Annotated in this window: 16 protein-coding genes; 1 reads left to right on the top strand and 15 read right to left on the bottom strand. The window is 42.3% G+C overall.

The window, feature by feature from the left end; translation table 11 throughout:
* Window positions 1-24: 24 nt before the first annotated feature.
* The 14 genes from Q0L00_RS12675 to Q0L00_RS12740 form a co-directional block, all read right to left on the bottom strand.
* Entirely contained in the window at window positions 25-882 is an 858-nt protein-coding gene (locus Q0L00_RS12675; RefSeq protein ID WP_297337253.1) for a hypothetical protein, read from the bottom strand.
* Between the two features lie 281 nt (window positions 883-1163).
* Entirely contained in the window at window positions 1164-1595 is a 432-nt protein-coding gene (locus tag Q0L00_RS12680; protein WP_297337254.1) for a hypothetical protein, read from the bottom strand.
* A 56-nt stretch (window positions 1596-1651) separates the two neighbouring features.
* Window positions 1652-1834, bottom strand: a complete 183-nt coding sequence (locus Q0L00_RS12685; RefSeq protein WP_297337255.1) for a hypothetical protein — start codon at window positions 1832-1834, stop codon at window positions 1652-1654.
* Window positions 1835-1914: 80 nt separating this feature from the next.
* Window positions 1915-2097 (bottom strand): HTH domain-containing protein, encoded by a 183-nt coding sequence (locus Q0L00_RS12690; RefSeq protein WP_297337284.1) that lies wholly within the window; start codon window positions 2095-2097, stop codon window positions 1915-1917.
* Window positions 2098-2111: 14 nt separating this feature from the next.
* On the bottom strand, window positions 2112-2798 hold the full coding sequence (locus Q0L00_RS12695; RefSeq protein WP_297337256.1) for an ABC transporter ATP-binding protein: 687 nt from the start codon (window positions 2796-2798) through the stop codon (window positions 2112-2114).
* 807 nt (window positions 2799-3605) lie between these two features.
* Window positions 3606-3779, bottom strand: a complete 174-nt coding sequence (locus tag Q0L00_RS12700) for a hypothetical protein (RefSeq protein WP_297337257.1) — start codon at window positions 3777-3779, stop codon at window positions 3606-3608.
* 90 nt (window positions 3780-3869) lie between these two features.
* Window positions 3870-4061 (bottom strand): hypothetical protein, encoded by a 192-nt coding sequence (locus Q0L00_RS12705; protein ID WP_297337258.1) that lies wholly within the window; start codon window positions 4059-4061, stop codon window positions 3870-3872.
* A 20-nt stretch (window positions 4062-4081) separates the two neighbouring features.
* Window positions 4082-4432 (bottom strand): hypothetical protein, encoded by a 351-nt coding sequence (locus Q0L00_RS12710; RefSeq protein WP_297337259.1) that lies wholly within the window; start codon window positions 4430-4432, stop codon window positions 4082-4084.
* Window positions 4353-4535 (bottom strand): HTH domain-containing protein, encoded by a 183-nt coding sequence (locus Q0L00_RS12715; RefSeq protein ID WP_297337284.1) that lies wholly within the window; start codon window positions 4533-4535, stop codon window positions 4353-4355. The genes Q0L00_RS12710 and Q0L00_RS12715 overlap by 80 nt, the downstream gene beginning before the upstream one ends.
* A 14-nt stretch (window positions 4536-4549) precedes the next feature.
* A complete protein-coding gene (locus Q0L00_RS12720; protein ID WP_297337260.1) occupies window positions 4550-6754 on the bottom strand; it encodes a peptidase domain-containing ABC transporter in 2205 nt (734 codons plus the stop codon).
* Window positions 6751-7287: a TlpA disulfide reductase family protein gene (locus Q0L00_RS12725; RefSeq protein WP_297337261.1), complete on the bottom strand. Its 537-nt coding sequence runs from the start codon at window positions 7285-7287 to the stop codon at window positions 6751-6753. The genes Q0L00_RS12720 and Q0L00_RS12725 overlap by 4 nt, the downstream gene beginning before the upstream one ends.
* Before the next feature lie 2 nt (window positions 7288-7289).
* Window positions 7290-7919: a hypothetical protein gene (locus Q0L00_RS12730; RefSeq protein ID WP_297337262.1), complete on the bottom strand. Its 630-nt coding sequence runs from the start codon at window positions 7917-7919 to the stop codon at window positions 7290-7292.
* Between the two features lie 443 nt (window positions 7920-8362).
* A complete protein-coding gene (locus tag Q0L00_RS12735; protein WP_297337263.1) occupies window positions 8363-10066 on the bottom strand; it encodes an amidohydrolase in 1704 nt (567 codons plus the stop codon).
* A gap of 65 nt (window positions 10067-10131) precedes the next feature.
* Window positions 10132-12198: a T9SS type A sorting domain-containing protein gene (locus tag Q0L00_RS12740; protein ID WP_297337264.1), complete on the bottom strand. Its 2067-nt coding sequence runs from the start codon at window positions 12196-12198 to the stop codon at window positions 10132-10134.
* 85 nt (window positions 12199-12283) lie between these two features.
* On the opposite strand from Q0L00_RS12740, the gene murF reads away from it, so the two are divergent.
* On the top strand, window positions 12284-13579 hold the full coding sequence (gene murF / locus Q0L00_RS12745; protein WP_297337265.1) for a UDP-N-acetylmuramoyl-tripeptide--D-alanyl-D-alanine ligase: 1296 nt from the start codon (window positions 12284-12286) through the stop codon (window positions 13577-13579).
* Here murF and Q0L00_RS12750 read toward each other — a convergent pair.
* Window positions 13572-14006 carry a PIN domain-containing protein gene (locus tag Q0L00_RS12750; RefSeq protein WP_363318546.1) on the bottom strand — a complete coding sequence of 145 codons (435 nt, stop codon included), beginning with the start codon at window positions 14004-14006 and terminating at the stop codon, window positions 13572-13574. The two genes, murF and Q0L00_RS12750, sit on opposite strands and share 8 nt — an antisense overlap.
* Window positions 14007-14102 lie beyond the last annotated feature (96 nt).

Consider the following 14102-nt stretch of genomic DNA (forward strand, 5'->3'; position numbering starts at 1 on the left):
ATATAGGCTACTCACTTGCCAAGCTTACTGATAATTGTACTTGTACAGGGCCTTTCGGGTAAGATTTCGTGTTTTTCGCTCATAGAATCTCAAAAAAATATTCAATCCAACGCCAGTGAATGTAAAGGGGATCAAAAGATCATTCTGACTGGAAGATTGGGATTCGAAACCAACCGCCAAAAAGAAAATTCCGATTCTTAGTGCAGAGTTGACCACATTGGCTACAGTGCTGACTTTATCTCTCCTCAAAACCTGCTCATAAAGTTGCAAGGCCTCTGGATTAGCTTGGAAGCGAGATAAAACCTGATCCGTTTCCAACTGCATGGGGCCTTCGTAGATATTGATTTTTAGACCCAAAAAACTATCCATTACATCCATAGTTAGGAATTTATCTGCACCTCCAGAATAATGGTAGGCATTGAAATCATTGATCGAACGTCGGATTCTTCTGTCTGCATCCCGAATCAGAATACTCCCAGTCCCCTGTACAACCCCTCCACCAAAAGTCACCCAAAACCAGGGACGGACATTGGCCGGGGTGATTTCATTGGTAAATAGATAGGCAACTGAACCGATGCTTACTGCCAAGCCTGTGAGATTGATGGTAGTACCCCAATTCTTTTTCTTTTGGCCGGCCGAAAATCTAAACTCTTCATTTTGAACTGAATTTAGCAGAGCAGCAACTTCTGCAGGACTTGACTTTTGCCCATTCAGATAGTAGGTGGTTTGGTTCAAAAAACCTTCTTTGAAAGTGATGACTGGTTGTGTAGAAAAATTTCCAAGAAAGTAGGTTCGCGATTCCCGGGTAGTTTGTGAAAAAGCAATGCTAGTAAATGAAATGGAAAATAGGAGAAGAAGTGCTATCAGAAACCTATTTTTCATAAAGCAGATTCATTAGGTTCAAACAATATATTCTTGAACGAAGAAATTAACAGGATGTTTTAAATTTTGTTAGGCTTAGTTAATTTCTTTCAATTGATTGGCATTGAAAATTTTTATATTAAGCCCGGCATGTAGGGCGAGAAAATCTCACCAAATGCCATAGAGGATTTTAAGGGGTATAGAAGAATCCACGCTAAGAGGGAACACTATCAATTTTATCCTCAAACTGGAATCAACGGGGGGATGAAAGGAGTAAATAGATTTAGAATTTATAATTAGGCCTATTTCCTTTTAAGTAGGTATCTGGTATGGCCATTAGGATACCCAAAAATCAGCGTGTCCCCTAAAAACCCGTATCTGATTTCCTGACTACCTTGACCGGTTTCAATTGATAATATTTGATTGTTAACCGTTTTCCAAGAAAAAGAGGGAATGGAAGAATAATCAATAGGTTCGTTTATCCCATTCTTTTTAGCCTCATCTCTAAAAAAATTTGGATCAATACTATATTGTCCATTTTCGAAAAAAGTATCAACGTAATTTTTTCCTTGGAAACCGTTTTTTAACAATTTTCCATCTGCATCCTTAAAAAAAAGTATTGTCCACTTACCAATTAGGCGTTCATCATGATCCCTTGATTGGCAAACCCCAGACTTCGAAGACAAGAATGTAACGGAGATTAAAATTATTGAAAGATAAATTGTTTTATTCATTGTGTAAAGAAATAGCAATGTCTGCCTAAATAATCATTACTCAGGCAGACCAGATTCTACATACATGCAAACATTCGGTAGGTGTAATATCCAACACCTGCAGCATGATAATCAAATAGTTCATGGGATGAAGCCAATTGTCCCATGTGATATTGCTGCGCTGTGGCATAAAACATCATTTCGGTGAATGAACATCCCCCTTTTACCATTTCCATTTCCTCAATACTTAATTCCTTCATAATTTTGAAATTTAGAGTTAGAAACTTGATTTAGAATACCCAAACATAAATTCAGGACGGTGAAATAATCTTTCACTGAATCAAGATTTTTCAGAGAAAATATAACTTTTTTCCTCCTTGGAATAAGTAATTTCTTTTTCCAGACATAATCTGAGATCATCCAGTATGTGAAAAACCGTTCTCTTGGTTACTCCGATTTTTCTTGCAAGTTCTTCCGGGCTCCCTGTCTTCTTCTTTTCAATCAGCTCGATCAGGAGCTTGATGCGTTCTTAGGATTTTAGTCCTCCCATGATGGATTGATTTTGGGTTGTAGAATATACTGGAAGGCAGCCGAGAAAGGGTTTTCTGTTGCCAGAAGTTGCTGAGGCGTGCCAGATGCGCTGATCTTTCCCTGCTCGAGGATTAGAATACGGTCGAGAGTGAAGGCCAATGGGGGTTGATGGGTAATCAGTAGCAACCAGGCGTCGGTTTGATGCAGATAGTTTCTGACCAAATCCATCACCGCCCGCTCCATGCGGTAGTCCATGGCGGCTGTGGCTTCATCGAGGATCAGGATCTTGGGTTGCTTCACCAAGGCCCGAACCAAGCCGACGAGTTGTCGCTGTCCTCCGGAGAGATTTCGGCCTTCCTCTCCGCTGAGGGTGAGTAGTCCTTGATTCAGGTCCTGAAAGAGTGGAAGGCAGCCCAAAGTCTGCATGACTTGTACCTTGGCTTCGATTTCCTTGGGATCGCTGCTGAGGACGATGTTATCCAAAACGGTAGAGTTGAAGATCTTTTCTTTCTGATGGACGACGGCCAGTTGTGATCGCCATTCGGATAGATTTGGATTTTGATGTCTCAAGTAAGACAGACGAATTTCTCCTGATTCGGGAGAGTAGAATTTTTGGATCAGATCCACCAGCGTGCTTTTCCCAGTTCCCACAGGAGCAAAAAATCCCCAGACATTTGTCAGACCGAAGGTCAAAACATAAAGTCAATTAATTCTTGAATAAATCCTAAAGAAAAAAACATAAAACATGATTTAACGAAATACTCTTTTGCCCCCCTATAAACTTATTAATGATTTAGAATATTGTTCCGAAAATCACCTAAAATATTAGCATTAAAATTTAATATTTTTTCTCAACTTTTAAATACAAAAGCTAGTAGTATTGACAAGGTTCGTGGATTTATGAAGTATCTGAAAAACCACTAATCAATTTTCCAAACCTAATTTAGATGAGTTTCCTGCCGAGGATTATTGCGAATTCGTTTGTTGGCAAAAAAAGACCTTCCAAGTTTTGAAACCTGAAAGGTCTGTGAGTTTTTCAGATTTCTGACTTAAGAATTCTGAATTCCTAAACTGCCTATTGCCTACTGTACACCACTTTTCTCCCACTGTGTTTTATATTTTACATAGTGATTTTAGTTTGATGTTTCTTTCCCCTTTTTTATGAATGAATATATTAATATTAAAAATAGAGAAAGAATGCTTATAGCGTAGAACAAATTATTAAAATTTACAATTTCAAGAAAGTAGAGGAAGATATAAATAATAAGAATCAATTCTGAAATAACAATAATCACACTTAGAGCTTTCATCAGAATTTTGAAGCAATCCAATCTTTACCATAATATATTTCATAACCTAATCCTGCTGCGTCAGTGGGCAAAAAGTCCCAGACTTTCTCCGGATTGGAGTTCAAAAATGATGTTATTAAGTATTTGCAATCTGAGGAACTCAACACTTCCAGTTCGAGATTAAAAGAAATTTAAAAAATTGTATCTATAATTATTTGGAAGACTCTTCGGAAGTATTATCGCCTTTTATAAATGATGTATACACTATTATTATCGCTCCTATAGCTAAAGATAATTTAACAAATAAATTAGAGTATTCTTCAGTAAAAATCCCTACAAGCATAATTGCAGCAAATACAATTACGATGATTTTAAATGTTTTCATATTGATTTTTTATACGTATGACTACTTATTTTTTAATTAACAAGGAAAAAAGGGGCGGTAAAATTTATAATTAACCACCCTTTTAAATTTTTATCCATAAACAAAACAGTACGTATTGACAGCTAAACCTCCAGCAGCTCCTACCCAACCTACAGGGTTCCATAAATTTAATAAGACTCCAGCTCCATAAACTATATCGACTGCAGCTACTCCTTTACAGAAAGCTGAATCGAAAGCACCCCCAGAAATTACTTCAAGTTGATTGTAATTTAATTCTTTCATGACATTAATTGATTAAAATTTTAACAAGGCTCACCTTTATATGTAATCCAAAGGGCGCCAATTTCACCTACAATTAAACCACCTACAAACCCAAGGCCACCTCCTAAAACCGTACCCATTACTGTAGCACCAGCCAAAAACCCAAGCGAATCACTTTGACAAATTCCCCCACTCACCATCTCCATTTGTTCAATACTTAATTCTTTCATAATTGTGTTATTATTAAAGTTAGAAATTTGATTTAGAATAACCAAACATAAATTCAGGACGGTGAAATAATCTTTCACCGAATCAAGATTTTTCAGAGAAAATGTAACTTTTTTCCTCCTTGGAATAAGTAATTTCTTTTTCCAGACATAATCTGAGATCATCCAGTATGTGAAAAACCGTTCTCTTGGTTACTCCGATTTTTCTTGCAAGTTCTTCCGGGCTCCCTGTCTTCTTCTTTTCAATCAGCTCGATCAGGAGCTTAATGCGTTCTTAGTATTTTAGTCCTCCCATGATGGATTGATTTTGGGTTGTAGAATATACTGGAAGGCAGCCGAGAAGGGGTTTTCTGTTGCCAGAAGTTGCTGAGGCGTGCCAGATGCGCTGATCTTTCCCTGCTCGAGGATTAGAATACGGTCGAGAGTGAAGGCCAATGGGGGTTGATGGGTAATCAGTAGCAACCCGGCGTCGGTTTGATGCAGATAGTTTCTGACCAAATCCATCACCGCCCGCTCCATGCGGTAGTCCATGGCGGCAGTGGCTTCATCGAGGATCAAGATCTTGGGTTGCTTCACCAAGGCTCGAACCAATCCGACGAGCTGTCGCTGCCCTCCGGAGAGATTTCTTCCTTCCTCTCCACAGAGCGTAAGTAAGCCTTGACTCAGATCCTGAAAGAGTGGAAGGCAGCCCAGTGCTTGAATGACTTGGACCTTCGTTTCTATTTCCTTGGGATCGCTGCTGAGTACGATATTGTCCAAGACGGTACTGTTGAAGATCTTTTCTTTTTGATGGACTATGGCCAGTTGTGCCCGCCAATCGGTAATGGAAATAATTTCCTTGCTCAGAAAGGGTAGTTGAATCTCTCCGGATTCTTGCTGGTAAAATTTTTGGATCAGATCCACCAGGGTACTTTTTCCCGTTCCCACAGGTGCAAAAAGTCCCAGACTTTCTCCGGGTTGAAGCTCAAAACTGACCCTTTTCAAAATCGGCCTTCGCCCGGGATAGCGGAAGGAGAGATTGGAAACGGATAGGAGGGTTTGAGTATCCGAAATGGGCTGTCTTCCTTTTTCTCGGTCTTCCTCCACAGGCAATCCTGCCACCTCATGCATTCGGTCAAAGGCTACTTTCGCTTCTTGCAGTTGGATATTGGCTACGACCAACCCTGCCACCGCCGGAATAATTGAACTCCCCACTTGAATCAGAGACATCAATTCCCCGAGAAGCAAATCCTCCTCAAAAACCAGATATACCCCGATCCCAAACAGTAAACCAGTAAAAACCGCCACAATCACTTGGGTGAAAAAGGAGAAGTTATTCCCCAAGATCGCCAATCCATAGCCTTTGTCCTGATAGTGGGCATAGACCTGATCGGTCCGATTTCCGAATTCCCCCTCTTTACCAAAGGAGCGCAGGACAGGAATGCCTGTCAGTCCGTCGATGTATTGGGTTTCGTTGAGCGCATGAGCGGACATGACTTCTTTTTGCATTTCCAGAATAGGCCGATGGTAGCGCCATCCAGTAACAAGAAATGCCAATATCCCAGCCAAGCAGAGGTATCCGATCCAGAGGGATTGGTAGAAGACAAAGGATAAGGAGACCAGCACCACGAGCAGGTTGATGATGACGGTCCCCGTGATCATTGCCACCGTGTTTTTGATTCGCAGAGAATCGTTCATCCGGGCGATTAGATCTCCTGTGCTGAATCCTTTGAAGTACTTCATCGGTAGCCGAAGAATCTTATGAATAAAAGATGAAACAATCCGAAGATTGAGATCCCTACCTTGCCTGGCCATAAATACCCCCTGAAAGTAACCCAGCACAGAGCGGAAGAGAAGCAGAACCCCTAAGGCAATTACTCCCAAAATGGCTTTTTGGTAGTTTTGATTGGGAAGGAAGTCATCGATCAGCCGCTGGGAAAAGATAGCCGTGGAAAGTCCAGTCACCGCCATCAGCGTACCCAAGACGGCGGCTACCATCAGGACGGGGATGTCCTCAGCAATGAGGGATTTGAACCATTCCCACTTGGATCGGGTCTGCCAAGATTGGGTTAGGAAGCCTTCCGAAGGTTTGACCTGAAGGAGGATTTTGGATTTCCACACCTCAAGTAGCATCGCTTCATCCCAGGTTTTAATTCCTGAACCAGGATCGCTGATCCAATATTTGCCCTCCTGATGACCAAAGTATACCACGTAGTGCTCCCGGACTTTGTCTAGGATCACATGAAGAATCACTGGAGCCTCCTGTTCTTTAAGGTGGGAAAGTTCGGCCTCAAATCCTTTGGCTTCCAGCCCGATTTCTTTGGCGGCTTGGATCAGACCCAGGAGAGTAGTACCTGAGGTGGTCGTACCGCTGATGTCACGCAGTTTTTCCTGAGAGACGTCTCCTCCATGAAACTTGCTTAGGGTACTGAGACAGGCCAGCCCACAGGCATATTCTCCGAGTTGGGTGACGTGGAATTTTCGCAGTTTTCGTTCCGAAAGGTTCATGGCGTTTTAGTTTTAGAAATCCCCAATTTTTCCAGAATCAGATCTACCTTGACCGGTCCTTGAAACTTCCCCTGTAGCTTGCCCTCGGAATCATAGCAGAAAATAGCCGGCACCGAACGCACCCCATAATGAGCCGCAACTTCCATGTCCTCGTCCATCAGCCAAAAGACATTTGATGAATTTTTCAGGGAGTGATTGTTATAAAACTCGGATATTTCCGACCGCTCTTGTGAGCTAACGAGTAGGATTTGAGCATCATCAAACTCCAAAATTCGCTTACCGATGGATTGCAATTCCATTTGACATATTTCACAGGTGGAGTTGAAGTAAATCAACACCGTGGCGATGCCTGAGCTCAGTTGAGGCAGGGAAAAAGTGTCCCCTGAGAGCGAGGTCAAACGGATAGCAGGAATAGACTCCGCACGAACCTCTGCCTCAGCAGTAGCATCCTTCTTTTGTTGCACCGAAAAAACCAACCAAACTGCCGAGGCTAAAAGGCCCAGAATCAAAACGGAAAGAATGATCTTCCTCATAATCAGGTAAAGTTGAGCGTCAGAAATAAAATCAACACTATCCAGAAAAGGAGCGAGACGGCATAGGCACCTAATCCTACTTTGATACTCTGGGATGTGGAAAAGGAAAGTTCCTTACGCAGAAAGATCACAATCAGGAAACAATACATCAATTCAAATAGATTGGCGATTTGAAGGGGATAGTAGAGCAAAGGATCTACCGATTCCGGCCCCAAAGCAGCGAGTAGGGATAGGGGATAGAAGACGGCAAACTCAGAGTAGGTGAATTCCGACATGGCTCCCCACCAAACTTTGACCACACCTGCAAATACTAGGACCACTTCGGCAAAGGCCGTAACCCGGAAAAGGCTTCCCAATCGGATGCCTTGGTGCAGGTTGGCAAAAAACAACCCTGCATAGAGCACCAAAGCCATCAGGAAACACTTGATTATCAAAATCAAGAAAGTGAAGAGGACACTGAAGCGATTCCAATACCGCATATCCTCCAAGGCATCCAGCAATACATTTTCCGGGATATCCAGTTCCTTGTTGGCGGTAAGTTCGCTGACGAGCATGGCCTCCACGTCCAGCAGCAGCCAACCTGTCACAAACAGGGCGACCGCGTAAAACACGATCAATCCTAAAATCTTCATAAAAAATCAGATTAAATAGTCAATGGAAACAATAACTAAAAGTAAATTCTAAATTCAAATAAATTGTTTATTTATTTTTTTTCTTAGATTAATCCTAATAAAACATAAAACTTGAGTTAACGAAATATTCTTTTACCCCCCCCCTAAAAAATTATTAATGATTTAGAATATTGTTCCGAAAATGAACTAGAACATTGGAAAAAAAATTTAATATTTTTTTCTCAACATTTAAATACGAAACCAAGTAGCATTCGTAAGGTTCGCAGATTTATGAAGTATCTAAAAAACCATGAATCAATTTTCCAAACCTAATTTAGACTAGCCTCTTCAAAGGAATATTGAATTTTAGCAAATTCAATAGTTGGCAAATACCTCAAAAAAACTTCCAGGTTTTGAAAACCTGGAAGTCCTAACTTAGATATAAGCAATGAGGTTTCTAACCCCTATTTTTTGAAAACCACTTTTCCTCCCATCACGGTCATGGCTACTTTCGTCTTCAAAATCTCATCTTCGGGGACTTCCATGATATTTTGATCAAAAACGGTAAAATCTGCCGCCTTGCCCACTTCAATAGATCCTTTGAAATCTTCCTCAAACTCGGCATAGGCCCCATCTAAAGTATAGGATTTGAGGGCTTCTTCCCGGGTCATTTTTTGATCGGCTTCGTAGCCGTTTTCTGGAGTTCCATCCAGCGTTTTTCGGGTCACCGAAGCATAAAAAGAAGGAATCGGATCCACCGGCTCTACGGGTGCATCTGTTCCGTTGGTCACTACCGCACCGGATTTCATCAGCTTCTGCCAAACATAAGCCCCGTCAATGATTCGCTTTTCGCCCAAGCGATCAATCGCCCATGGGCGGTCCGAGCTCAAATGAATGGCCTGCATGGCGGCGATCACACCCATTTCACCAAATCGGGGAATGTCATCGGGATGAATGTGCTGGGCATGTTCGATCCGAAAACGATGATCGGTTGCTTCTGGATTTTTAGCAAATGCGGCCTCGTAACGATCCAAAATCTCCTGATTGGCGCGATCTCCGATAGCGTGAGAACAAACCTGAAACCCTAAAGGCAGGGCTTTCTCGGAAACTTCTGTCACCACAGACATCGGCAAGGTCTCATGGCCTCTATGCCCAGGACGATCATAGTAATCTTCCAGCAACCATGCACCTCTTGGCCCCAAGGCTCCATCACAATTCAACTTGATTGATCGAACCGTCAGCAAATGATCAGCCGTGTCGATCATCGGCCCTTTTTGATACCACTCCTCCAAGAGCTCGGGCTGACGACCTGTGAGCATGATGTATTGACGAACGGTGAGTTTGCCTTCGTCTTTGAATTTCTGCACCAAATCAATCACATCCTGTCCCGAACCCGCATCGTGAAAAGAAGTGATCCCTTTTTCCACCAATTCCTGCAAGGCCAAAGTCAAGGCTTCTTCTGCCCGCTCGGGGGTCTCTTCGGGAACCAAACGAGCCACTAAATTGGATGCTCTTTCGGTCAATACACCAGTCGGATTTCCCAAATCATCCAAAATAATCTCTCCGCCCTCGACCTCTCCAGGGCGCTCTCCACTCAAATTTGCAATCCCCGCCATCTCTAGAGCTTTTGCATTCGCGAATGAGGCATGCCCTGAAGCATGACGAAGAAATACCGGATTGTCTTTGGAGACTTCATTGAGCTTGTCATTGGTTTGAAAGCCTTTGACCATTTTCTCGGGCTTTTCGATCCATTTATCCTGATGCCACCCACGGCCGGTGATCCAGTCGCCTGGCTGGGCTTTTTCCACGGCTTCAGCTACTTTTTCGACCAATTCATCGTAGGTTTTCACGTACATGAGATCAAGCTCAAGTTTATTATAGCCAATTCCCATCAGGTGCGCATGGGATTCAATCAAGCCGGGTGTCATGGTTTTGCCTTCGAGATCAATGACCTCGGTAGTTTCTCCCGCCCATTCTTGGATTTCGGCAGTCGTTCCCACTGCTTGTATCATGCCATCTTTGACGGCAACAGCCTCCACTTTTGGGTTAGATTCATCTACGGTATAGATGATGCCATTGATAAAAACTTGGTCTGCGGGATTTTCAGTGCCTGAGCTACAGGAAAACCCGATAAAACTCAATAAGGCTAGGAAGTAAGTATTTCTCATAAGTTGGTGTTTATTCTGTAGGGGAAAGCTAGGATTTTTCCACAATCCAAACAAAATCATTTTACTCACCTCACCCAAAACTTCTTTGACAGCTGTCGTCGATTGGCTGTTTGGAGTTGAAATATATAAAGACCGGGATTCAAAACTTCAGTTTGTAGTTCGATTTCCTGACCAGCCTGAATAGTGATTTCGTCCAAAATTACTTGTCCCATCGCATTGACAATTTTACCTGTGCCCGATTGGTTTGAAATAACTTTGAGGGGACCCGCTGTTGGATTGGGATACAATACTAGCTGAAGTCCTTCCAAAGGGGGATCAGTTCCTTGCTCTGCCTTGAGGTAAATCAATCCTCCAGCCCGGGTGCCCAGGATTAAATCGGGATTTTCTCCCAACACATCCGGCACCAAGGTAATCCAGGTATTTCTCCCTAGTCGGGTTAGGAAATTTTGATTTTGGATGGCAACCTGAACCTCCTCACGCTGGGTCAGCTCCATGAAGTTTTCGATATAAATCAAAATCCCCCGCTGATCGACGGCATAGAGCCCGGGTTGAGTTCCTGGATTTACTGCCACATTCAGATTTCGATTAGCTGGATTATCCTGAAAGCCCAGAAAATTTGACTCTAATAGTTCTGTAGACAAACTTTCAAAATCAACTACATACAAGTCCAACCCCCCATTTTGTGCGGCTACCAGTAAGTGATCCTGATTTTGATAGCTGAAAAAAACCAAATGATCACCCCGATTCGGTTCAAATCCTGAAAAGTTGATCTCTTCCCACTGATTATTTTCCTGTCGAAAGATCCGTTGCTGAGGAATATTTCCCTCAAATCGAATTCCTGTTAACAATTGCCGAGAAACTCCAGACTGATCCTGAAATTCCAAATACTGGATTTCGGTCAGGTTCAAGTCTTGAATCGAAAAATCCTGCTCACTTAATTCTACGATCCCATTCTGGAAGTCAAAAACGGCGATTTCACCCAAAACCTCTCCCGAACGAGTCACATTGACACCGACAAAGAGCCTTCCTCCATTTTGATTTCCTTGGTAAAAAGGACGGGCATTTTCGCCCAAATCCACTATCTGATTTTGCAAAAGCGGATTAAGCGAACCCTCAAATGAAAAAATGGAATTAGCGAAATCTACTCCGTAAACTTGCGCTGCTTCATTGGAATTGGAACTAATGATCAACTGCTCATCGATAAAGGCAGGGTTATGAAAAATCGGAAATCGGGGTAATTCTCCCAGCTCGGGAATTTCATTGGAAAATTCATCAAAAAGCGGCTCTGCCGCTATTCCTTTATTGGGCAAAAAATACAGTACCTCACATTCATCCCTACCCAAAAGCAAATCTGGAATGCCATCTCCATCCAAATCCCGGTAGAGAATGGAATGCCCGCCTGCATGTTGGATTTTTTGATTTTCCGATGGATCAATTCTCAGCTCCAAACCTGAGCAAGTCTGCCCAAAAGAGATGTCATCGCAGTCACAAAATTCAAAATTCCCCCAATGGGTCACCGGAAATGCAAATCCATCAATATCCAAATTGCCTGTCCGATCCACAGAAGTATTTTCATAAAACTCCAGATAATCCCCCGAGGCAAAATTAAACACAACCAGATCCAGATCCCCATCTCCATCCAAATCTTGGATCAATGGCGTGTCCAAATTATTTGCCTGAATATTGGATCCATTATCCAGCGGAAGGAAATCCCGCGCCACCTCAAAGGAAATATTCCCATCCGATGATGTATTTTTATACGCTTTGATCCCTCTGGCCGTCGAGGTAAACAGGTCCTTCAATCCGTCTGCATCATAGTCAGCCAGGACTAAAAATCCACTGATGTCAGTTGGAAAAAAATAAGTCCATTCGGGTTGATGGATAAACTGATTTCCTTCTTTTTCAAATACAGAAAGCTGGCGCGAATTGATATCCCAAATGACCCACTCTTCCTGCCCGTCAAAATTTAAGTCGATCAATTGAATCTGTGCGCTATTGATCCCCCCACTCCAAGCCGAAGGCAACTCTTCCTCATTTTGAGAAAAAACCGGCAGGTTTTCCAGGCTAAAATTAGTCTGGCCAAAAGACCACTGGGTCAAAAGAAAGAAAAAAGCGGAGAGAAGAAATCGCATAGTGTAAAGCTCAAAGCTAAATTTAATACGTAGCCTTTTGCCTAAAGATGTGATGAATGATTTATTTTGAAGAAAATTTCCGAATATGAACATTGCCATCCTCTATCAGCTCTTTCTCAAAAGTACCGGAGTAAGTACCGATACCCGAAAAATCGAAAAAGGAAATCTGTTTTTTGCACTCAAAGGACCTAATTTCAATGCCAATGAATTTGCAGCAAAAGCCTTGGACATGGGCGCTTCGGCAGTCGTCGTGGATGAAGCAGCTTACTTTGAAGAGGATGACGAGCGGTATTTTATTGGAGAAAGTGCCCTAGCCTGCCTACAAAAGCTAGCCAATTATCACCGGCATCAATTTGATATCCCGGTCATCGGCCTGACCGGCTCCAACGGAAAAACCACATCAAAAGAACTGTTGAATGCCGTGTTAAGCCAGAAATTTAACACGTTGGCTACAGAAGGCAACCTTAACAATCACATCGGTGTACCTTTGACTTTACTCCAGCTAAACAAAGAAACTGAGATTGCCATCATCGAAATGGGAGCCAATAAGCAGGGAGACATTGCCGAACTCTGCGAAATCGCCGAACCCACACACGGCTTTATCACCAATATTGGCAAGGCACATCTTGAAGGAATGGGAGGGCCCGAGGGGGTGTTGAAAACCAAAACCGAACTTTATCAGCATTTGCGTGCAAATAAAGGAACCGTTTTCATCAACAGTCAAGACCCCATTCTCTCCAATATGATCAAGCGCTTCGAAAATCCGGTGCTTTATCCGGCAGCAGGCGATTTTTGCCAGGCGCGTTTTTTGGGCGCTGATCCTTTTGTAAAGTTTTCTGTAGAAGAGGTAGAGGGCGAGCATTTGACTTCACTTATCGGTGCATACAACTTTGGGAACATCGCCAACGCACTAACAATAGGAAAATATTTCGGGGTGGATTTGAAAAAAGCAGTGAGCGCAATTACGGCTTACCGACCTGAGAACATGCGCTCTCAATTGATCGAAAAACGGAGCAATTTGATCATTCTCGATGCTTACAACGCCAATCCCTCAAGTATGGAAGCTGCCATCCGAACCTTTGGAAAAATGGAGGGAAAGAAGTATAAAATGGTGATTTTGGGCGATATGTTTGAGTTGGGTGAGCATGCCGAAGAAGAGCATCGGAAAATCGGGGAAATCGTCAGTGAGTATCGGATTGACAAAATATGTCTTACGGGAAAATTAATGGTTTCAGCTCTAGAAAAAGCTCCCAATGCCCTTTATTTTCCAGATCCTTTTTCTTTCCGAAACTGGCTTCAAGACAGCAAACTGGAGGATTATTTAATATTGATTAAAGGCAGTCGAGGTATGAAGCTGGAGGGATTGGTGGATTTTATTTGAAACTGGAAAGGAAGATTTCCGGTGAAAAAACCGGGATTTGAGACTTTTTATAATCCATTACGTTTCGGGAGATAATTGCTTTTATTTCTGGATTGCCTAAAGCTGCTTGGTACGGTATCGAATCTTCAAAATCTTTGATATTGTGTTTAAAAGCTTGAAGGATTTCTTTTTCTCCTACTGAAAGAATACCACAAAAAGTACAAAAATCTTCGATCATGTAAAGGCTAACTATTCTTCCAACCTTTTTTTTCAGCAAATAATCAACGTTTGAAATAGATAAAGAAGAGATAAAAAGCTTAATCTTAGAATTCATTGCAAGCATGAAAATTTCTTGGGATCTATCTGCAAATGTCTTCCGGTCTAGGAAATAATCGAGAATTACGTCTGAATCTAAAAAGTTCCAATCTCCTATAAAACATCGCTGCATCCGTCAAAAGCACTCCAATTCAAGTTCTAGAAAAATAAGAGACTATCTTTGAGCCAAAACCAATTTTCTCCTTCTAAGTTTAAGAACTGGAACAGA

It is taken from the genome of Algoriphagus sp. (assembly GCF_024305035.1).
Lineage (GTDB): Bacteria > Bacteroidota > Bacteroidia > Cytophagales > Cyclobacteriaceae > Algoriphagus.

Coding starts and splice junctions, on each gene's coding strand:
- Q0L00_RS12685 (WP_297337255.1), bottom strand. CDS start 1,834: ATGAAGGAATTAAGTATTGAGGAAATGGAAATGGTAAAAGGGGGATGT.
- Q0L00_RS12710 (WP_297337259.1), bottom strand. CDS start 4,432: ATGATCTCAGATTATGTCTGGAAAAAGAAATTACTTATTCCAAGGAGG.
- Q0L00_RS12750 (WP_363318546.1), bottom strand. CDS start 14,006: ATGCAGCGATGTTTTATAGGAGATTGGAACTTTTTAGATTCAGACGTA.
- Q0L00_RS12700 (WP_297337257.1), bottom strand. CDS start 3,779: ATGAAAACATTTAAAATCATCGTAATTGTATTTGCTGCAATTATGCTT.
- Q0L00_RS12720 (WP_297337260.1), bottom strand. CDS start 6,754: ATGAACCTTTCGGAACGAAAACTGCGAAAATTCCACGTCACCCAACTC.
- Q0L00_RS12680 (WP_297337254.1), bottom strand. CDS start 1,595: ATGAATAAAACAATTTATCTTTCAATAATTTTAATCTCCGTTACATTC.
- Q0L00_RS12725 (WP_297337261.1), bottom strand. CDS start 7,287: ATGAGGAAGATCATTCTTTCCGTTTTGATTCTGGGCCTTTTAGCCTCG.
- Q0L00_RS12740 (WP_297337264.1), bottom strand. CDS start 12,198: ATGCGATTTCTTCTCTCCGCTTTTTTCTTTCTTTTGACCCAGTGGTCT.
- Q0L00_RS12730 (WP_297337262.1), bottom strand. CDS start 7,919: ATGAAGATTTTAGGATTGATCGTGTTTTACGCGGTCGCCCTGTTTGTG.
- murF (WP_297337265.1), top strand. CDS start 12,284: ATGAACATTGCCATCCTCTATCAGCTCTTTCTCAAAAGTACCGGAGTA.
- Q0L00_RS12735 (WP_297337263.1), bottom strand. CDS start 10,066: ATGAGAAATACTTACTTCCTAGCCTTATTGAGTTTTATCGGGTTTTCC.
- Q0L00_RS12705 (WP_297337258.1), bottom strand. CDS start 4,061: ATGAAAGAATTAAATTACAATCAACTTGAAGTAATTTCTGGGGGTGCT.
- Q0L00_RS12675 (WP_297337253.1), bottom strand. CDS start 882: ATGAAAAATAGGTTTCTGATAGCACTTCTTCTCCTATTTTCCATTTCA.